This is a genomic window from Bradyrhizobium sp. YR681, assembly GCF_000282615.1.
Lineage (GTDB): Bacteria > Pseudomonadota > Alphaproteobacteria > Rhizobiales > Xanthobacteraceae > Bradyrhizobium.
This window is the reverse complement of the sequence record NZ_AKIY01000271.1, coordinates 1-20,512: the sequence shown is the minus strand read 5'-3', so window position 1 is coordinate 20,512 and position 20,512 is coordinate 1. Positions and strand designations below refer to the sequence as shown.

The window sequence follows — 20,512 nt, the reverse complement described above, 5'->3', positions numbered from 1 at the left end:
CGCTCGCAATGACGAGAGAAAAATGAGCAGCCCGGCATGCAGTTCGCTCTGAACGAGGATCAGGTCGCGGTTCGCGACATGGCGTTGGCGTTTGCGGCGGAGAAGATCGCGCCGCACGCGCTGCGCTGGGACGAGGAAAAACATTTCCCCGTCGACGTGATGCGCGAGGCGGCGACGCTCGGCATGGGCGGCATCTACATCCGCGAGGATGTCGGCGGCTCCGCCATGACGCGGTTCGACGCAGCGCTGATTTTTGAAGCGTTGGCGACGGGGTGTCCGACGACGTCGGCCTTCATCTCGATCCACAACATGGCGTCCTGGATGATCGACGCCTATGGCAGCGACACCCAGCGCCACGCATGGCTGCCAAAGCTCTGCACCATGGACCTGATCGCGAGCTACTGCCTGACAGAGCCGGGCGCCGGCTCGGATGCAGCGGCGCTCCGCACACGCGCCACGCGGGATGGCGACCATTACGTCCTCAACGGCCAGAAACAGTTCATCTCCGGCGCCGGAGGCACTGATCTGCTCGTCGCGATGGTGCGCACCGGCGGCGATGGCCCCGGCGGCATCTCGACCCTCGTCATCGACGGCAAGACGCCGGGCGTCTCTTTCGGCGCCAACGAGCGCAAGATGGGCTGGAACGCGCAGCCGACCCGCGCCGTGATGTTCGAGAATGCCCGCGTGCCGGTTGCCAATCGTCTCAGCGAGGAAGGCGTCGGCTTCAAGATCGCGATGGCCGGCCTCGATGGCGGCCGCCTCAACATCACGGCGTGTTCTCTTGGCGGTGCCCAAACAGCGCTCGACAAGGCGCGCGCCTACATGAAGGAGCGCAAGGCGTTCGGAAAGCGTCTCGACGAATTCCAGGCGCTGCAATTCAAGCTCGCCGACATGGCGATCGAGCTCGAGGCCGCGCGCACCTTCCTTTGGCGTGCTGCTGCGTCGCTCGACCGGAAAGACCCCGATGCCACCATGCTCTGCGCCATGGCAAAGCGCTTCGGCACCGATGTCGGCTTCGAGGTCGCCAACCATGCGCTTCAGCTGCACGGCGGCTACGGTTACCTCAGCGAATACGGCATCGAGAAGATCGTGCGCGATCTGCGCGTGCACCAGATCCTCGAAGGCACCAACGAAATCATGCGGCTCATCGTGGCGCGCAAATTGATCGAGGGCGCGCGATGAGTTCAGGGGAAGAGGGCGATCTGATCGTTCGCCGCGAGGGCGCGGCGGGCGTGATCCGCCTCAACCGTCCCAAGGCGATCAACGCGATGACGCTGGAGATGTCCATGGGCATCGACGCGGCGCTGGACCAGTTCGAGGCCGATCCGGAAGTCGCCGTGATCATCCTGGAAGGTGCCGGTGAGCGCGGGCTTTGCGCGGGCGGCGATATCCGGGGCCTCTGGGAGAGCTCGCACGAAGGCGGCGATCTCGGCGCGCGGTTCTGGCGCCAGGAATACATCATGAATGCGCGGATCGCGAAATATCCGAAGCCCTATGTCGCCTTCATGGATGGGCTCGTGATGGGCGGCGGTGTCGGCCTTTCAGGCCACGCCAGCCATCGAATCGTGACCGATCGCACCAAGCTCGCGATGCCCGAGGTCGGCCTCGGTTTTTTTCCGGATGTCGGTGGCACCTGGCTGCTGTCGCGCTCGCCCGGCGAGATCGGCACCTATTTCGGCTTGACCGGCCAGACCATGAACGGGCCCGATGCGATCCACGCGAAATTTGCCGATGCAGTGGTCCCGGCCGCCAAATGGCCGGATTTGCGCGAGGCGCTGACGAAGCTTCGCGCGGGCGTGGCCGCGACCGATATCAGCAAGCTCATCAACGGTTTCGCGACCGGCGATGCCGCGGGTCCTGTCGCGGCAAAGCAGGCGATGATCGACGCGTTGTTCGGCTTCGACCGCATGGAAGAAATCTTCGCCGCGCTCAAGCGTGACGGCTCCGAGTTCGCGCTGTCGACACTGAAGACGCTCAACGAAAAATCGCCGCGCGGCATGGTGGTGGCGCTGAAACTGCTGCGGCTTGCGCGCACGGCGTCGAGCCTGGAAGAGTGCCTGGTGCGCGAATATCGCGCCGCGCTGGAGGTGTTCCGCAGCGACGATTTCCGCGAAGGCGTGCGCGCCGCCGTGATCGACAAGGACCGCAATCCGACCTTTTCCCCACCGCGGATCGAGGATGTGACGCCGCAGATGCTGGCACCGTATCTCGCGGAGATCGGCGCCGACGAGCTGAAGTTCAACTAACAACGTCATTCAAGCGGAGGAAATGAAGATGGCCACGATCGCATTCATTGGTCTGGGCAACATGGGTGGCCCGATGGCCGCCAACCTCGTCAAGGCCGGCCACAAGGTGGTGGCATTCGACCTCGTCGAGGCCTCGCGTGCGCAAGCCAAAGCGGACGGCGCCGGCATCGCCGACAGCGCTGCGGGTGCGGTGAAGGGCGCCGATGTCGTGGTCACCATGCTTCCGGCCGGCAAGCACGTGCTCGGCGTCTGGAACGAGGTCGTGCCCGCCATGACCAAGGGCGCGCTGATCATCGACAGCTCCACCATCGACGTCGAGAGCGCGCGGGCCGCCCATGCGCTCGCAGCCAAGAACGGCGTGCTTTCGGTCGACGCGCCGGTTTCCGGCGGCACCGGTGGGGCCAAGGGCGCGACGCTCACCTTCATGTGCGGCGGCGAGGAGGGCGCGTTCGCCGCGGCCAAGCCCGTGTTGGAGAAGATGGGCAAGAAGATCGTGCATTGCGGCGGTGCCGGCGCAGGCCAGGCGGCCAAGATCTGCAACAACATGATCCTCGGCATTTCCATGATCGCGGTGAGCGAAGCCTTTGCGCTCGGAGAGAAGCTCGGCCTCTCGCATCAGGCGCTGTTCGACGTTGCCTCGACCTCGTCGGGCCAGTGCTGGTCGCTGACGACCTATTGCCCGGTTCCGGGTCCCGTGCCGACCTCGCCCGCCAACAACGACTACAAGCCGGGCTTTGCCTCGGCGCTGATGGTGAAGGACCTGACCCTGGCGCAGGACGCGGCGAAGGCCGCGGGCGCCGCGACGCCGCTCGGCCAGCATGCGCAGGAGATTTACCAGGCCTTCGACAAGGCAGGCCAGGGCGGGGTGGATTTTTCCGGAATTATCAAGCACGTTCGTAGCCTCGCCGGCAAATAGCGAGGCTTCGTAGCCCGGATGGAGCGAAGCGAAATCCGGGACATTCCCTCGACTGGCGCGACCGGCCCCGGATTGCGCTTCGCTCCATCTGGGCTACGTTCGAAGATCAATTCGACGGGCTCGAACCATGACCACCTTTCAGGAAGCGCGGGCGTTTCTGCTCAAGCACCGCACGGATTACAAGACAGCGGTCAGGGACTTCCGCTGGCCCGATCCGGTTCCCTTCAACTGGGCGCTCGACTGGTTCGACGCCGGGCTGGCCGCAAATGCGGACAGCAAGGACCGGCCCGCGCTCTGGATCGTCGATGCAGCCCAGGACAAGCAGACGAAACTGTCCTTTGCGGCGCTTTCGAAGCGCTCCAACCAGGTCGCGAACTTCCTCCGCGCGCAGGGCCTGAAGCGCGGCGATCATCTGTTGCTGCTGCTCGGCAATGTGGTCCCGCTGTGGGAGACGATGCTGGCGGCGATGAAGCTGGGCGTGGTCGTGATCCCCGCGACCACGCTGCTCACCGCGGACGAGTTGCGGGATCGGCTCGACCGCGGCAAGGCGAAGGCAGTCGTCGCCGCGCAGGACCAGGTCGCAAAGTTTTCGAGCCTTGGCACCGAAAATGTCGTGCGCATCGTGGTCGGTGCTGCCTCCGATGGCTGGCTCGCCTACGATGACGCGGCAAAGGCTTCCGAGAGTTTTGCGCCTGATGGTCCGACCAATGCCGACGACCCGATGCTGCTCTACTTCACCTCGGGCACCACCGCAAAGCCGAAGCTGGTGCTGCACAGCCAGCGCAGCTATCCGGTCGGCCATCTCTCTACCATGTACTGGATCGGGCTGAAGCCCGGCGACGTCCATCTCAACATCTCATCGCCAGGCTGGGCCAAGCACGCGTGGAGCTGCTTCTTCGCACCGTGGAACGCGGGCGCGACTGTGTTCGTGGTCAACCAGCCGCGCTTCGATGCCAAGGCTCTGCTCGCCACCATCGGCCGCTGCGGGGTTACCACGCTGTGCGCGCCGCCGACGGTGTGGCGGCTGTTCATCCAGGAGAACCTGGCCTCGTTCAAGGTCGCATTGCGCGAGGTCTGCGGCGCCGGTGAGCCGCTCAATCCTGAAGTGATCGACCAGGTGCAGGCCGCCTGGGGCCTTACCATCCGCGATGGCTACGGCCAGACCGAGACCACGGCGCTTGCCGGCAATTCGCCGGGGCAGCCCATCAAGATCGGCTCGATGGGCCGCCCGCTGCCGGGCTATCGCGTCCAGGTCAGCGACGCCGACGGCAATCCTGCAAGGGAGGGCGAGGTGACGCTGGTGCTCGGCGCGGACCGTCCCGCCGGCCTGATGCAGGGTTATCAGGGCGACGACGGCAAGCTCTCGGGCGCCGAGGGCGCGCTCTATCGCAGCGGCGACGTCGTGTTCGAAGATGCGGACGGCTATCTGACCTTCGTTGGCCGCTCCGACGACGTCTTCAAATCCTCGGACTATCGCATCAGCCCGTTCGAGCTGGAGAGCGTGCTGCTCGAGCATGAGCTCGTCGCCGAAGCTGCTGTCGTGCCGAGCCCGGACCAGATCCGGCTCGCGATCCCCAAGGCCTTCGTGCTGCTGACGGCAGACGCCGAGCGGACGCCTGAGACGGCGCTCTCGATCTTCAAGCACCTGCACACGCGCCTTGCGCCGTTCAAGCGCATCCGCCGCCTCGAAATCGTGACCGAGCTGCCGAAGACGATCTCTGGCAAAATCCGCCGCGTGCAGCTACGACGGCTGGAACGCGACGATGATCGCAACGATCCGCTGCGTGGCCGGGAATTCCGCGAGGAGGATTTTCCGGAACTGCCGAAGACACGGAGTGAGACCTAAGTGAACGAAGTCTGGAAGAAGCCGCCGATTTCCCTCGATGCCTATCAGGCCATGGTCGGCAAGGAGATCGGCGTGTCGTCATGGCACCTGATCGACCAGCCTCGCATCGACACCTATGCCGACGTGATCGAGGATCACCAGTTCATCCATGTCGACCCTGAGCGCGCCAAGAAGGAAACCGCCTTCGGCACGACCATCGCGCACGGCTTCCTGACGATGTCGCTGCTGTCGATCATGTCCTACGAGGTGATGCCTGTGATCGCCGGCACCACGATGGGCGTCAATTACGGTTTCGATAAGCTGCGCTTCATCTCGCCGGTGCGCTCGGGCAAGCGCGTCCGCGGCCGCTTCGTGCTGGCGGAAGCCAAGCTGCGCAAGCCGAACGAATTGCAGTCCCGCACCAACGTCACCGTGGAGATCGAAGGCGAGGACAAGCCTGCGCTGGTCGCCGACTGGCTCGGGTTGATCTATTTCGCGTAAGTCCGGCCGGGCTTGACCCGGTCCTCCATCGCTGCTCAAAAGCTGTCCAAATCGGTGCGCTCGAACCCTCTCCCCTTGTGGGAGAGGGTGCCTCGCGGAACGCGAGGCGGGTGAGGGGTCTCTCTCCGCGAACGCGTCTGTGGCGAGAGACCCCTCATCCGGCGCTTCGCGCCACCTTCTCCCACAAGGGGAGAAGGAAGAAGCAGGAACTGCATAATGGCAATCAGGTTTGACAGACGTGTCGCCATCGTCACCGGCGCGGGCAATGGCCTCGGCAAGGCGCATGCGCTGGGGCTGGCCAGCCGCGGCGCCAAGGTCGTGGTCAACGATTTTGGCGGTGCGCGCGACGGCAGCGGCGGTTCGCTCTCGCCGGCCGAAGCGGTGGTCGAGGAGATTCGCAAGGCCGGCGGCACCGCGATGGCTGACGGCGCCGACGTGTCGAATTTCGAGCAGGTCACCGCAATGGTGGAGCGCGCCACCAAGGAGTGGGGCAGCGTCGACCTCATGTGCGCCAACGCCGGCATCCTGCGCGACAAGTCATTCGGCAAGATGGAAGCCGCCGATTTCCAGAAGGTGCTCGACGTGCACCTCGTCGGCACCTTCTACTGCTGCAAGGCGGTCTGGGCCGGGATGCGCGATCGCAATTACGGCCGCATTGTGCTGACGACGTCGTCGTCCGGCCTCTACGGCAATTTCGGCCAGGCCAATTACGGTGCGGCAAAGTCCGGTATGGTCGGCCTGATGAATGTGCTCGCCGAGGAAGGCCGCAAGACCGACATCCGTGTCAACATCATCTCGCCGACGGCGGCGACCCGTATGACGGAAGAGCTGCTTCCCCCGCAGGCGCTGCAATTGATGAAGCCGAACGCGATCACGCCCGCGGTCGAATACATGCTGAGCGAGGACGCGCCGACCCGCACCATCATGGGTGCCGGTGCCGGTTCGTTTGCGGTGATCAAGATTCTGGAGAGCGAAGGCATCAACCTGCCGGAATCCGAATGGACGCCGGACGCGGTCGCCGCGCATTTCGCGGAGATCAGCGACATGTCGAAGGCAAAGGCGCTGACGGGTGCGTTCGAGCAGACGCAGAAATACGTCGCGCAGGCCGCGGCACGGGCGGGGATCAAGCTCTGAGTGACGTCGCCGTCATCGGTGCCGGTCCCGCCGGGCTGATGGCGGCGGAGGTTCTGGCGCAGGGCGGCGCGCGCGTCACCGTGTACGACGCCATGCCGTCCGCCGGCCGCAAATTCCTGATGGCGGGTCGCGGCGGGCTCAATCTCACCCACAGCGAGCCGCTGGCGGATTTCCTCGCGCGCTACCGGGAGGCGATGCCGCATCTCCGCGCGGCGGTCGAAGCGTTTCCGCCCGACGCGCTGCGCGACTGGAGTGCGGCCCTTGGTCAGCTGACCTTCGTCGGCAGCAGCGGGCGGGTGTTTCCAAAGACATTCAAGGCCTCGCCCTTGCTGCGCGCCTGGCTGCGGCGACTCGATGCGGCCGGCGTGCGGTTCGCGTTCCGTCATCGCTGGACCGGCTGGGACGAGAAGGGGCGGCTACGGTTTCAAACGCCCGATGGCGTGCTTGCCGTTGCCCCGATGGCAGTCGTGCTCGCGCTCGGCGGCGCGAGCTGGCCGCGGCTCGGTTCGGATGGCGCGTGGGTCGATTATCTCGCCGCGAAAGGTGTTGCCATTTCAAAGCTGCGGCCGGCCAATTCCGGCTTCACGGTCGCATGGTCCAACGTCTTCCGCGACCGCTTCGAGGGCCAGCCGCTCAAGGGCGTGGCGCTGACGATCGGCGCGCACTCGGTGCGCGGCGAGGCGATGATCACTCGGGACGGCATCGAAGGCGGCGCGATCTACGCGCTGTCGGCGGAGCTGCGCGAGGCGGTGCTGGGTCTCGGACACGCGCGGCTTACCATCTCATTGCGGCCCGACCTCGACGCTGCCTCGCTGACCACGCGCCTGTCAGGCACGCGCGGCAAGCAGTCGCTCGCAAACTTCCTGCGCAAGGCGGCGCAGCTGTCGCCGGTGGGCATCGGGCTGATGCAGGAGGCGGCGATCGCGTCGGGGCGCTCGTTGGCCGCGTTCTCGCCGGCGGAGCTTGCCAATTTGATCAACGCCATTCCGGTTCAGCTTACCGGCGTTGCCCCGATCGAGCGCGCGATCTCGACCGCGGGCGGGTTGACCTTCGACGAGATCGATGAACGCTTCATGCTGCGCAAGCTGCCGGGCGTATTCGCAGCCGGCGAGATGCTGGACTGGGAGGCGCCGACCGGTGGCTACCTGCTGCAGGCCTCGTTTGCGACGGGGGCTGCCGCGGGTAGGGGTGCGCTGGAATGGCTTAAGCGTTCCTAGAACGCCGTCGCCCTTCGAGGGCCGCTGAAGAAGCGGCCACCTCAGGGTGACGGCTACGAGAGAGCGTCATCCCAAGGACCATATAACGAGAGCGTCATCCTGAGGTGCGAGCGACGCGGTGCGAAAGCGCCGCGCGGCGAGCCTCGAAGGATACGCGGGCGCTCCGCAGCCCTACCTTAGTTTCCCGCGCGCGGCCACCGGCAGCGTGCCGATGATCTCCTCGCCGCGGACCATCACGACCTCGTCCATCATGTTGACGACGACGCAAACATGATTGGGCACGATGCGGACGACGTCGCCGACATTCGGCCGGGTGTTGCTGCGGGACAGATCAAGGAAGCCGTGCTCTTCGGCAAAGCGCGCGATCTTGGCTTCGGGATGCTCCAGGATCAGGCCGTGGCCGTCGAGGCCGCCGGTGTCCGTCGTCAGCGTCTTCGAGCCGGCATCCAGAATGCCGCGCTCGGGCGCGGCGCGGCTCACCACCGTCGAATAGATGTGCAGCGCGCAGTCGTCCCAGGTCGCAGAGCCGGCCGCGACCTGCATGCGATCATTGTAAATATAGGTGCCGAAGCGATGCTCGGTGCCGCCCTTGAGCTTGCCGATGTTGACGAGGTTCGGAGTGCCGCCGGTCGAGACGATTTTTGCATCGAGCCCGTGCGCGCGGACGCCGGCCAGCGCCTCGTCGTAGAACTTTTGCGCGTCGCCCCAGCCGGTCTCGGTCGGGTAGAGCATGAAGCCGGCGAACTCCAGCCCCTTGGACCCGGCGATCTCGCGCGCCAGTGCGATTGCCTCCGCCGGCGTCTCGACACCGGCACGCTTGCGGCCGGTATCGCATTCGACCACGACGGAGAGCGGACGGCCAGAAGCCGCGGCGGCCTTGGGCAGGCCTGCAACAACGGTCGAATTGTCGGCGGCCACCGTCATGTTGGTCTTGGCGTTCAGCGCGCCGAGGCGCGCCATCTTCTCTTCGCCGAGGAGGTTATAGCTGATCAGGATATCGTCGATGCCGGCATTGGCCATGATCTCGGCCTCGCCGATCTTCTGGCAGGTGATGCCTTTGGCGCCCGCTGCGACCTGCATCTTCGCGATCGTCGGGTTCTTGTGCGTCTTGATATGCGGCCGGTTAGCGACGCCTGCGTCATCGCAGGCCTTCTGGATCCGCGCGATGTTGCGCTCGACCTTGTCCATGTCGATGACGGCGCAGGGCGTGCCGTACTCACGGGCGATTTTTGCGGCGAGGGGAGTGGTCATGGGAGTCTCTGAGTTGGCGGAATGCGCGCTAGGCCTGTTCGATTTCTTCACGGAGCATTTCAAGTTCGAGCCAGCGCTCTTCGGCGGCGGACAGTTCGTCATGCGCCTTGGCGATAGCGGCCGAGGTATCGTCGAATTTCTTGCGATCCTTGACGTAGAGGTTGGGATCATCGAGCACACGCTGCAGCTTTGCGATATCGGCCTGCAACGTCTCCATCTTCTTCGGCAGCGTCTCCAGCGCGTGCTTCTCGTTGAAGCTCAACCGCCGCTTGGGTGCGGAGGCGGGCGCAGACGAGCGCTCCTCTTTCTTCTCGGCAGCCGGCTGCGTCTTCGCGCTCTCGCGCTTGAGGTCCGCGCCGCGCTGCGTGAGCATGTCGCTGTAGCCGCCGGCATATTCGGTCCACTTGCCGTTGCCCTCCGGCGCGATCACCGAGGTGACGACGCGGTCGAGGAAGTCGCGGTCGTGGCTGATCAGGATCACGGTGCCCTCGTAGTCGCCGAGCATGTCTTCCAGCACGTCGAGGGTCTCGAGGTCGAGATCGTTGGTCGGCTCGTCCAGCACCAGCAGGTTCGACGGCTTTGCCAGTGCGCGCGCCAGCATCAGCCGGCCGCGCTCGCCGCCCGAGAGCACCTCCACCGGCGTGCCGCGTTGTTCCTGCGCGAACAGGAAGTCCTTCATGTAGCCGACCACATGCTTCGGCTTGCCGCCGACCATGATCTGGTCGCCGCGGCCGCCGGTGAGCGCTTCGGCCAGCGTCGACTTGGGATCGAGGCTTTCGCGGTGCTGGTCGAGGGTGGCCGTCTCCAGATTGGCCCCGAGCCGCACGGTGCCGGTATCGGGCTGCCCGCCGCCGGTGAGCAGGTTGACCAGCGTGGTCTTGCCGGCGCCGTTCGGGCCGACGATACCGAGCCGGTCGCCGCGCTGGATGCGGGTCGAGAAATTGTCGACGATCACGCGCTCGCCGAAGGCCTTGGTGACGCCCTTGGCCTCGATCACGAGCTTGCCGGATTGGTCGGCTTCGGCCGCGGCGAGGCTGGCGGTGCCGGCCGTGCCGCGATAGTTGCGCCGCTGGTCGCGCAGCGCGTGCAGATTGCCGAGCCGCTTGACGTTGCGCTTGCGGCGGCCGGAGACGCCATGGCGCAGCCAATGCTCCTCGTCCACGATCTTGCGGTCGAGCTTGTGCTGGTCGCGCTCTTCCTCGGCCAGCACCTCGTCGCGCCAGGTTTCGAACGAGGCGAAGCCGCGGTCGATCTGCTTGATCTTGCCGCGGTCGAGCCATGCGGTCGAGCGCGAGAGATTGGTGAGGAAGCGGCGATCGTGGCTGATGATCACCAGCGCGCCGCGGCGGCTGTCGAGCTCCTTTTCCAGCCATTCGATGGTGGAGAGATCGAGGTGGTTGGTCGGCTCGTCCAGCAGCAAAATGTCGGGCGAGGGCGCCAGCACCCGCGCCAGAGCTGCGCGGCGGGCCTCGCCGCCGGAGACGTTGGCCGGGTTCTCGTTGCCGGTGAGCCCGAGTTGCTCCACGAGGTAGCGCGCCTGGTAGGGATCGTCGCCCGGCGCAAGCCCAGCCTCGACATAGGCCAGCGTGGTCTTGTGGTCGCCGAAATCAGGCTCTTGCGGCAGATAGCGAACGGTCGCGCCTGGCTGCACGAAGCGCGTGCCGCCGTCGGGCTCGACCAGGCCCGCCGCGATCTTCAGCAGTGTCGATTTGCCGGAGCCGTTGCGGCCGATCAGGCAGACGCGCTCGGAAGGCGCGACATTGAGCTCGACGCCGCTCAGCAGCGGCGTGCCGCCAAAGGTCAGCTTGATGTCTTTGAGTTGGATCAGCGGCGGCGCCATGATCAGCTTTGACTCGAGTTCTGGCTCGTCGCGCCCTGGTCGGCGCGGCGGCGCTGGATCCGGCGCAGCGTCTGGTCGAGCGCCGAGAGGAAGGTGGAGCGGTCGCGCGGCGCGAACGATCGCGGGCCGCCGGTGACTTCGCCGGCCGAGCGCAGATCCGTCATCAGGTTGCGCACCGCCAGCGTCATGCCGATCGACTCTTCGGTGAACGGCTTGCCGTTCGGCGCGATCACGTCGGCACCCGCCTTGACGCAGCGGCTCGCCAGCGGGATGTCGGAGGTGATCACGACGTCGCCGGGCTTGGCCCGCTCCGCGATCCAGTCGTCGGCCGCGTCCATGCCGGCACCGGCTGCGATGCGCTCGATCAGGGGATCGTGAGGCACGCGGATAAAATTGCCGGCGACCACGCTCACGGGCACGCCGTGCCGGCTCGCGACGCGGTAGATTTCGTCCTTCACCGGACAGGCGTCGGCGTCCACGTAGATGCGGGTCGGAGTGTCAGTCATTCGCCGCGTGGTACCCCATTCGGGCCGCAAAGGCGAGGGGATTGACCGGTGTTCCCCGGGCCCTACGATCAGCCCCGAAACAACAAGAATTTTGGGGAAGGCCAGCCATGCCGAACCGGCTCGAAACCTACCGCGTCGAGGCCTACAACACGGCAAAACAGTCCGAAAACAAGATGCATGACGACAATGTGGCGCGCCGCTTCGGCTTTTCCGGCGGCTTGGTCCCGGGCGTCGACGTTTTCGCCTACATGATGCACGTGCCGGTGGCGCGTTGGAGGCGCGATTTCCTGTCGCGCGGCCTGATCGAAGCCCGTTTCATCAAGCCGGTCTATGACGGCGAGACTGCGGACGTGGACGCGACCGAGCACAATGGTCTGCTCACGATCGAGGTGTTCAGCCGCACCGAACTCTGCGCGACGGGGACGGCCTCGCTGCCGGCGGCTGCGCCGACGGTTTCGCTGAGCGACTATGTCGAGGTCCCCGCGGTTGCCGAACGCAAGCCGGTCAGCCCCGCGACCTTCGAGATGGGCAAATGGCTTGGCACGACGCCCCGTCGCTGGGCCGGCCAGGATGCGACTGACTATCTCGCCGATGTCAGGGAAGCCGATCTGATCTTCGCGCGCGAGGGGCTCGGCCATCCCGGTCTGATCCAGCGCGTGATGAATCGCGTCCTCGTCGACAACACTATCTTGGGCCCATGGATTCACGTCGGCAGTCGCATGCAGTTGCTGTCGGCCGTGCGCGCCGGCGACGAGATCACTGCGCGGGCCAAGGTGACCGCGAACTACGAGAAGAAGGGCCACCGCTTCGTCGAGCTCGACGCGCTGGTCGTCGCCAACGGCACAACGCCGCTCGCGTATTGCCAGCACACCGCAATCTACCAGCCGCGGGAGCAGGCGGCGGCGTAGGCACCGATGGTGATCAGGCGACAAGCGCTCGCCCCAAAGACGGTGTCATGCCCCGCGCAGGCGGGGCATCCAGTACGCCGCGGCCCCTCGGTCTGGATCGCCCGCCTTCGTGGGCGATGACAGCATTGTTGTGGAAGCGGAAGCGAGCGCAGCCTTACGCCGCCTTGCCTTTCGCATCCTGGATCGCGCGCCACACCCGCTCCGGGGTCAGCGGCATGTCGATGTGCTTGATGCCGTAGTCGGAGAGCGCATCTACCACAGCGTTGACCACCGTCGACAGGCTGCCGGCGCAGCCGGCTTCGCCGCAACCCTTGCTGCCGAGCGGATTGGTCGTGGCCGGCACGGGATGATCGCCGACCGTCATGTTCGGCACGTCCTCGGCGCGGGGCAGGGCATAGTCCATCAGCGAGCCCGTGATCGGCTGGCCGCTCTCGTCGTAGCGGACGTGCTCCATCAGCGCCTGGCCGATGCCCTGGACCACGCCGCCATGGAGCTGGCCCGCGACCAGCATCGGGTTGATCACCGTGCCGAAATCGTTGACCGCGCTGTAGCGGACGATCTGCACCACGCCGGTGTCAGGGTCGATCTCGACCTCGGCGACGTGGCAGCCGTTCGGGAAGGCCGAGGCGACGGGATCGCTGGTGTGGTCGACGTCGAGCGAGTCGGGCACGCCGTCCGGCACCTTGCCGTCATGCAGCTTCTTGGCAAGCTCCATGATGTCGATGCTGCGGTCGGTGCCGGCGATGGTGAAGCTGCCGTCGGCGAACTCGATGTCGGCTTCGGACGCCTCCAGCATGTGCGCGGCTGCGCGCTTGCCTTTTTCTATGACGAGCTTGGCCGCTCCCACGATGGCCTGGCCGCTCGCGGTGATCGAGCGCGAGCCGCCGGTGCCGTTGCCGGTGTGGACGATGTCGCTGTCGCCCTGGACCAGCTTCACGCTCTCGAAGGGAACGCCGAGCTGCTCACAGAGCACCTGCGCGAACGGCGTGGCGTGGCCCTGGCCGTAATCCAGCGTGCCGGTGATGAGCTGCACGGAACCGTCGGGATCGAACACGATCTTGCCAAGCTCAGGGCTCGGCGGCGCGGTGACCTCGAGATAGGAGCCGACCGCGATGCCGCGCAGCTTGCCGGCCTTCCTGCTCTCCTTCTTGCGCTTGGCGAAATTCTCGTGGTCGGAGATTTCGAGCGCCTTGTTGAAGACGGCCTGGAAGTCGCCGCTGTCATAGGTGACGCCGGAGGAGGCCGGGAACGGCATCTGGTTCGGCTTGATGAAGTTGCGCTTGCGCAGGGTCAGCCGGTTGATGCCCATCTCGTCGGCGGCGCGGTCGATCAGCCGCTCCATATAGTAGTTCGCCTCGGGCCGGCCGGCGCCGCGATAGGCCCCCATCAGCGTGGTGTTGGTCAGCACCGTCTTGATGTCGACGCCCATCAGCGGCGTGCGATAGACACTGGAAAAGTTCTTGCCGGTGTTGAGCGACAGCGGCCCCGGCGCAACGCCGGTGATGTAGGCGCCGAGATTGCCGTAGCCGGAGAGCTTGGCCGCGAGGAAGTGCCCCTCGGCGTCGAGCGCGAGCTCGGCATGGATCTTCTGCGCACGGCCATGGCTGTCGGAGAGGAAGCTGGTCGAGCGCTCGTCGAGCCACTTCACCGGGCGTCCCAGCGCCTTCGCTGCGTACAGGATGCACATGTATTCGGGGTAGTTGACGTTCTTCATGCCGAAGGAGCCACCGACATTGGCGGTGAGGATGCGCACCTTCTCGTTCGGCACTTTCAGGTTCTTGGCGAGGTTGGCGCGGTTGCCCGCGACACCCTGCGTCGGCATCTGGATGGTGTAGCGCTCCGTGGTCTTGTCGTAGGAGGCGAGCCCGACGCGCGGCTCCATCGAGACCACGGCGACGCGGGTGTTCTCGATGTCGATCTTGGTGACGTGGGCTGCGCTGGCGAAGGCGGCGTTGACCTTGTCCATGTCGCCATAGTGGTAGTCGAGCGCGACGTTGTTCGGGATGTGGTCGTAGAGCAGCGGCGCGCCGGGCTGGGTGGCCTCCTCCGGGTCGGTCACCGCCGGCAGGGGCTCGATGTCGAGCTCGACTGCCTCGGCCGCGTCCCGCGCCTGGGCCAGCGTCTCCGCCACCACGAAGGCGACGGGATCGCCGACGAAGCGGACCTTGTCGGTCGCCAGCGGCTGGCGGTTGGTCTGGAGCAAAGGCGAGCCGTCGCGGCTCTTCAGCGGCAGACCGCAGGTGAAGGGGCCTTGGCCGGCGGCATCGAGGTCCTTGCCGGTCCACACCCCCAGCACGCCCGGCATCGCCTTGGCGGCATCAAGGCCAATGCCGCGGATCAGGCCATGGGCATGGGTCGAGCGGACCACCACGGCATGGGCCTGGCCGGGCAGGTTGAAATCGTCGGTGTAGCGGCCCTTGCCGCGCACCAGCGTATCATCCTCCTTGCGGCGGACGGGCTGTCCGACGCCATATTTTTGCAGTGCAATAGCGTTTTCGAGCGTGGACGATTTGGTGTGTTCTTGCATGGAATTGACCTGAAAAGCCGGCAATTGCGCGTTTTGGGGGGCGCCTAGAGGGCCGGACCCTCCAAAAATAACCCACCGCCCCGTTCACGACAACGCACGAATGGGCATGGTCCTATGTGATGCGTTGTTGCGCAGGCCTGCCGCGCTGCTAATGTTTCAGGCGAAAAAGCAATTCCAGCTCGGCCCTTGGGCCGGGGAAAGACAGTTTGTATGAATGACCACACGCGGCTCCGCGACGGCCATGGTACGCATCATGGGCCGCGCGGTGAGCTCGAGGGGTCGATGGCGGCGGTGGCTTTTGCCCCCGAACCGGCCGTCGCCGCGCAAGCGCCGGGAACCGGCGTCTATGCGGCGCTGGACCTCGGCACCAACAATTGCAGGCTGCTGATCGCTTGTCCGACCAGCGACGGCTTTCGCGTGGTCGATTCCTTCTCGCGCATCATTCGGCTCGGCGAGGGCGTCTCGGCGACCGGCTGCATCAGCGAGGCCGCGATCGAGCGCGCCATCGCGGCGCTCAGCATCTGCCGCGACAAGATCAATCTGCGCAAAGCGCGCCGCTTGCGGCTGATCGCGACCGAAGCCTGCCGCGCGGCCTCCAACGCCGAAGGTTTCCGCAGCCGCGTCGCGGCCGAGACCGGCATCGAGCTCGAGGTGATCGACCGCGAGACCGAGGCCGCGCTCGCCGTGCTCGGCTGCTCGCCGCTGGTCGACCCCAGGGGCAAGGGTGCGATCCTGTTCGACATCGGCGGCGGCTCGACCGAGCTGGTGCGGATCGAGCGCGATCCCGCCAATCCGGAACCGCGTATCAAGGCCTGGATGTCGATCCCCTATGGCGTGGTCACGCTTGCCGAACAGTTCGGCGGCCGCGACGTGACGCCGGAGATCTATGCCGCGATGGAGAGCGAGGTCGCACGGCACGTCGCGCCGTTCGCCGAACAGCACGGCGGAGATCTCGCGGACATGCATCTGCTCGGCACCTCGGGCACGGTGACGACGCTCGCCGGCATCCATCTCAATCTCGCGCGCTACGACCGCCGCCGCATCGACAGCATCTGGATGAACGACACCGACATCACCGCGACCATCAACAAGCTGCTCGGCATGAGCTACGAGGAGCGCGCCAGCAACAGCTGCATCAGCGTCGAGCGCGCAGATCTCGTGCTCGCCGGCTGCGCCATCCTCGATGCCATCAGGCGGGCTTTCCCGCTGCCGCGCCTGCGCGTCGCCGACCGGGGCCTGCGCGAAGGCATGCTGGTCGAGATGATGCGCGAGGACGGCGCGCTCAGGAGCTGGTGAGATGGCGAAAGACACCACCGGCCGCTTGCACGTCCAGGTCAAGACCGGCGGCAAGCGCAAATTGTCGTCGAAGCTGTGGCTGGAACGGCAGCTCAACGATCCCTATGTCGTCAAGGCGAAGGCGATGGGCTATCGCTCGCGCGCCGCGTTCAAGCTGCTCGAGATCGACGACAAATACCGGCTGCTGAAGCACGGCATGGCCGTGGTCGACCTCGGCGCGGCGCCGGGCGGCTGGAGCCAGATCGCCGCCAAGCGCGTCGGCTCAGTGGACGGCAAGGGCAAGGTCGTTGCGATTGATCTGCTTGATATGCCCGAGATTGCCGGCGTGGACTTCGCGCAGCTCGACTTCATGGACAATGACGCACCCGCGAAGCTCACTGCGATGCTCGGCGGCGGCGCCGACATCGTGATGTCCGACATGGCCGCCAACACCACCGGTCACCGCAAGACCGACCAGCTTCGCATCGTCGGCCTGATCGAGACCGCGGCGGCATTCGCGTGCGACGTGCTCAAGCCCGGTGGCACGTTCCTGGCCAAGGCGTTCCAGAGCGGTGCCGACGCCGAGCTGCTCGCCCAGCTCAAGCGCGACTTTGCGACGGTGCGCCACGTTAAGCCAGCCGCCAGCCGGCAGGATTCGTCGGAGCGCTACGTGCTGGCGACGGGATTTCGCGGCGACGCGAAGCAGTAGCTGCAGACTCCGTCATTGCGAGGAGCGAAGCGACGAAGCAATCCAGACTGTCTCTGCGGAGGGACTCTCGATTGCTTCGCTGCGCTCGCAATGACGCGAAGAGAGACTATCCCAGCCGCTGGTCCCGCACGTCCTGCGTATCCTCCGTCGCCGTCTTGACGGCGGCACTCGCGGCACTCTTCGCGGCACCCTTGCGGCTGGAAATGTCCACCGCCTTGCGGCCGGAGATCTCGTTGCCGGCATCCGCGGGCATTTGCCAGAAGAACCAGCTCGACACCGCCGAGGTCAGCGCCACCACGACGAAGGCGGGCGCGAACACGGTGGCGTTGAGCTCGCTGACATGGCTGAGCCACATCGTCGTCTCCACGGAGGCTGCGCCGACCGCGACGCCGGCGGAGACCGCGAGCTGCTGATTGACGCTGACGAGCGTGGTGGCGCGGCTCATCTGCGCGGTTTCGACCTCGGCATAGGCAACCGTGTTGATGGCGGTGAACTCCAGCGAGCGGAAGAAGCCGCCGACCACCAGGATGACGAGGATGATGAGCAGCGGCGTCGTCACCGTGAACAGTGCGCAGATGCCGAGGAAGAACGCGCTGACGATCGCGTTCACCGTCATCAGATTGCGGAAGCCGAAGGTGCGGATGATGCGCGCGGCCAGCGTCTTCATGCCCATGGCGCCGAGCGATGAGCCGAAGGTGACGAGGCCGGACTGGAATGGCGACAGGCCGAATCCGATCTGCATCAGGAGCGGCAGCAGGAACGGCAGCGCGCCGATGCCGAGGCGGAACAGGAAGCCGCCGAGGATCGCCGCGCGCAGCGTCGGCAGGTTCAGCAGCGAGAAGTCCAGCACTGGCGAGCCGGTCCGCCGGGCGTGAATGACGTAGAGCGTCATGGAGATCGCGCCACCGGCCACCAGGGCAGCAACCGTGCTCCAGGGCAGGAGGTTGAGGCCGGTAACCGATAGACCAAACGCGATGCCGGCGAGGCCGATGCCAGCGAGCACCATGCCGTAGAGATCGAACGGCTCGCGCTCCTCGCTCTTGATTGGATCGATGAATTTCAGCGCCATGAAGATGCCGAGCAGCCCGATCGGGATGTTGATCAGGAAGATCCAGTGCCAGGACGCATAGGTGGTGATGAAGCCGCCGAGCGGCGGGCCGATCACCGGGCCGATCAGGGCAGGGACCGTCACCCAGGCCATCGCATTGACCAGCGCGCTCTTGTCGACCGAGCGCAGCAGCACGAGGCGGCCGACCGGGGTCATCATCGCCCCGCCCATGCCTTGCAGGATGCGCGCGAAGACGAAGTCGGTGACCGAGGTCGAGAGCGCGCAGCCGACCGAGCCGACCATGAACACGCCGACCGCGATCGCAAACACCATCCGTGCGCCGAACCGGTCGGCGGTCCAGCCGCTTGCGGGGATGAACACCGCGAGCGAGAGCAGATAGGACGTGATCGCAAGCTTCAGCGTCAGCGGACTGGTGCCGATGTCGGCCGCGATCGCCGGCAATGAGGTGGCGATGACAGTCGAGTCCATGTTCTCCATGAAGAGAGCAGTGGCCACGATCAGCGGAATGATGCGTTGCTTGTCGACCATGACGGATTGGTAATGAAAATCGGAAGGAGGGGCGGCAATTGCGGCTTAACACCACGACTCGGCCGGGACCATTGCGGATCAACGCATAGCACCTAAATCCTGCGTAACAACGATGTGACCCTCTCTTCCGGGTTGCGCCCGATGGCCGGACACGTCGTTCCGCGCCGTCGTCACTCCGGGGCGCGCCACTTGGCGCGAGCGTCGCGCCCCGGAATGACGGTGGGATGGGACGTCGCCCCGGCTGTCCACGGCGAATTTACCTAAAAAGCCTGTGCATGGCTGGCCAGCGGGCCGAATTGCTTTGATTCGTCACGCGGCCGTGCTATCGACCCGCGTCAACCCCACCGATGGGCTCCGATTCTCCGGCGATGCCGCAAGGCACGCCGAGGGCGGCGCTCATCCATAGCTATTTGCGGCAGGGCCGCGGAAGGAGTTGGCACATGGCCACGGTGCAACAAGGCATTCGCGAAGCCTTTACGTTCGACGACGTGCTGTTGAAGCCGGGCCTGTCGGACGTGATGCCAGGCGAGGTCGACATCCGCTCTCGCGTCACCCGCGCCATTCCGCTCAACATCCCGATCATGGCCTCCGCCATGGACACCGTCACCGAAGCCCGCATGGCGATCGCCATGGCGCAGGCCGGCGGCCTCGGCGTCATCCACCGCAATTTCGATCCCGAAGGGCAGGCCGCCCAGGTGCGGCAGGTCAAGCGCTACGAGTCGGGCATGGTGGTGAACCCGCTCACCATCAGCCCCGATGCGACGCTCGACGACGCGCTCAAGCTGATGAGCGACCACGGCATCTCCGGCATTCCCGTCGTCACCGGCGCCGGCAAGAACACGCCCGGCAAGCTGGTTGGCATCCTCACCAACCGCGACGTGCGGTTTGCGACCGACCGCCGGCAAAAAGTCTCCGAGCTGATGACGCATGAAGGCCTCGTCACGGTGCGCGAGAATGTCAGCCAGGACGAGGCGCGGCGGATGCTGCACCAGCATCGCATCGAGAAGCTGCTGGTCGTCGACGAGCAGTATCGCTGCGTTGGCCTCGTCACCGTGAAGGACATGGAGAAGGCGGTCGCCCATCCGCTCGCCTGCAAGGACGCGCAGGGCCGCCTCCGCGTCGCCGCCGCCACCACGGTCGGCGACACCGGCTTCGAGCGCACCGAGCGGCTGATCGATGCCGGCGTCGATCTCGTCGTCGTCGACACCGCGCACGGCCATTCCCGTCACGTGCTGCATGCGGTCAACCGCATCAAGCGCCTGTCCAACTCGGTGCAGGTCGTCGCCGGCAACGTCGCCACCACCGAAGGTGCGCAGGCACTGATCGATGCGGGCGCGGACTGCATCAAGGTCGGCATCGGCCCGGGCTCGATCTGCACCACGCGCATCGTCGCCGGCGTCGGCGTGCCGCAGCTCACCGCGATCATGGACGCGGTCGAGGCGGCGAAGAAGTCGGATATTCCCGTCATCGCCGACGGTGGCATCAAGTTCTCCGGCGACCTCGCCAAGGCGCTCGCCGCCGGCGCCGACATCGCCATGGTCGGCTCGCTGCTCGCCGGCACCGACGAGACACCGGGCGAAGTCTTTTTGTGGCAGGGCCGCTCCTACAAGGCCTATCGCGGCATGGGCTCGGTCGGCGCGATGGCGCGCGGATCTGCCGATCGCTACTTCCAGCAGGACATCAAGGACACGCTCAAGCTCGTGCCTGAGGGCATCGAGGGCCAGGTGCCCTACAAGGGCCCGGTCGGCAACGTGATGCACCAGCTCGCCGGCGGCTTGCGCGCGGCAATGGGCTATGTCGGCGCCAAGGACATGAAGGAGCTGCACGAGAAGGCGAACTTCGTCCGCATCACCGGCGCCGGCCTGCGCGAAAGCCACGTGCACGACGTGACCATCACGCGCGAGAGCCCGAACTATCCGGGCGGCGGTTAGGGTCACCCTCTGCTGCGCGTCGGTTTCGGCGCGCCGCCATTTTCTCCGCTGTCGTTCCCCGCGAAGGCGGGGAATCCAGTACACCGCGGCTTCTCGGTTCAATCGCAGCCGCCTCTGGAATACTGGATC

At 66.0% G+C, this 20,512-nt stretch carries 16 protein-coding genes; 11 read left to right on the top strand and 5 right to left on the bottom strand.

The genetic code is table 11. The features are described from left to right. The first annotated feature begins 36 nt into the window (after positions 1-36). From PMI42_RS29855 to PMI42_RS29825, 7 genes are all read left to right on the top strand, one after another. Positions 37-1,182, top strand: coding sequence for an isobutyryl-CoA dehydrogenase (locus PMI42_RS29855; protein WP_008141450.1), 1,146 nt, complete (start codon positions 37-39; stop codon positions 1,180-1,182). Continuing rightward, a complete protein-coding gene (locus tag PMI42_RS29850) occupies positions 1,179-2,246 on the top strand; it encodes an enoyl-CoA hydratase/isomerase family protein (RefSeq protein ID WP_008141448.1) in 1,068 nt (355 codons plus the stop codon). Before PMI42_RS29855 ends, PMI42_RS29850 begins: the two co-directional genes overlap by 4 nt. Positions 2,247-2,253: 7 nt before the next feature. Continuing rightward, positions 2,254-3,162, top strand: coding sequence for a 3-hydroxyisobutyrate dehydrogenase (gene mmsB / locus PMI42_RS29845; protein WP_283805809.1), 909 nt, complete (start codon positions 2,254-2,256; stop codon positions 3,160-3,162). A gap of 127 nt (positions 3,163-3,289) precedes the next feature. After that, complete coding sequence (locus PMI42_RS29840; RefSeq protein WP_008141444.1) at positions 3,290-5,008, top strand: AMP-binding protein; 1,719 nt, start codon at positions 3,290-3,292, stop codon at positions 5,006-5,008. Next, complete coding sequence (locus PMI42_RS29835) at positions 5,009-5,488, top strand: MaoC family dehydratase (protein ID WP_008141442.1); 480 nt, start codon at positions 5,009-5,011, stop codon at positions 5,486-5,488. A gap of 216 nt (positions 5,489-5,704) precedes the next feature. Then, positions 5,705-6,622, top strand: coding sequence for an SDR family NAD(P)-dependent oxidoreductase (locus PMI42_RS29830; protein WP_008141440.1), 918 nt, complete (start codon positions 5,705-5,707; stop codon positions 6,620-6,622). Then, positions 6,619-7,839, top strand: coding sequence for a BaiN/RdsA family NAD(P)/FAD-dependent oxidoreductase (locus PMI42_RS29825; protein WP_081502965.1), 1,221 nt, complete (start codon positions 6,619-6,621; stop codon positions 7,837-7,839). The genes PMI42_RS29830 and PMI42_RS29825 overlap by 4 nt, the downstream gene beginning before the upstream one ends. 171 nt (positions 7,840-8,010) lie before the next feature. On the opposite strand, the gene PMI42_RS29820 is transcribed toward PMI42_RS29825, so the two are convergent. Genes PMI42_RS29820 through PMI42_RS29810 form a run of 3 tightly spaced genes read right to left on the bottom strand, consistent with a single transcriptional unit; the run spans position 8,011 to position 11,436 of the window. Further along, complete coding sequence (locus PMI42_RS29820) at positions 8,011-9,090, bottom strand: D-TA family PLP-dependent enzyme (protein ID WP_008141436.1); 1,080 nt, start codon at positions 9,088-9,090, stop codon at positions 8,011-8,013. A 28-nt stretch (positions 9,091-9,118) separates the two neighbouring features. Further along, complete coding sequence (locus tag PMI42_RS29815) at positions 9,119-10,930, bottom strand: ABC-F family ATP-binding cassette domain-containing protein (RefSeq protein WP_008141434.1); 1,812 nt, start codon at positions 10,928-10,930, stop codon at positions 9,119-9,121. 2 nt (positions 10,931-10,932) lie between these two features. Continuing rightward, positions 10,933-11,436 carry a YaiI/YqxD family protein gene (locus tag PMI42_RS29810; RefSeq protein WP_008141432.1) on the bottom strand — a complete coding sequence of 168 codons (504 nt, stop codon included), beginning with the start codon at positions 11,434-11,436 and terminating at the stop codon, positions 10,933-10,935. Positions 11,437-11,543: 107 nt separating this feature from the next. On the opposite strand from PMI42_RS29810, the gene PMI42_RS29805 reads away from it, so the two are divergent. Beyond that, on the top strand, positions 11,544-12,344 hold the full coding sequence (locus PMI42_RS29805; protein ID WP_008141430.1) for a hypothetical protein: 801 nt from the start codon (positions 11,544-11,546) through the stop codon (positions 12,342-12,344). Positions 12,345-12,498: 154 nt separating this feature from the next. Here PMI42_RS29805 and PMI42_RS29800 read toward each other — a convergent pair whose 3' ends face one another. After that, complete coding sequence (locus PMI42_RS29800) at positions 12,499-14,871, bottom strand: xanthine dehydrogenase family protein molybdopterin-binding subunit (protein ID WP_008141428.1); 2,373 nt, start codon at positions 14,869-14,871, stop codon at positions 12,499-12,501. Between the two features lie 210 nt (positions 14,872-15,081). Here PMI42_RS29800 and PMI42_RS29795 point away from each other — a divergent pair, with 210 nt between their 5' ends. Together PMI42_RS29795 and PMI42_RS29790 are read left to right on the top strand one after the other, a co-directional pair. Further along, complete coding sequence (locus tag PMI42_RS29795) at positions 15,082-16,167, top strand: Ppx/GppA phosphatase family protein (protein ID WP_035967014.1); 1,086 nt, start codon at positions 15,082-15,084, stop codon at positions 16,165-16,167. Between the two features lies 1 nt (position 16,168). After that, entirely contained in the window at positions 16,169-16,855 is a 687-nt protein-coding gene (locus PMI42_RS29790) for an RlmE family RNA methyltransferase (RefSeq protein WP_008141424.1), read from the top strand. Between the two features lie 106 nt (positions 16,856-16,961). On the opposite strand, the gene PMI42_RS29785 is transcribed toward PMI42_RS29790, so the two are convergent. After that, positions 16,962-18,452, bottom strand: coding sequence for an MFS transporter (locus PMI42_RS29785; RefSeq protein ID WP_008141421.1), 1,491 nt, complete (start codon positions 18,450-18,452; stop codon positions 16,962-16,964). A 440-nt stretch (positions 18,453-18,892) separates the two neighbouring features. On the opposite strand from PMI42_RS29785, the gene guaB reads away from it, so the two are divergent. Next, on the top strand, positions 18,893-20,383 hold the full coding sequence (guaB, locus tag PMI42_RS29780; protein ID WP_008141420.1) for an IMP dehydrogenase: 1,491 nt from the start codon (positions 18,893-18,895) through the stop codon (positions 20,381-20,383). Positions 20,384-20,512: the final 129 nt, after the last annotated feature.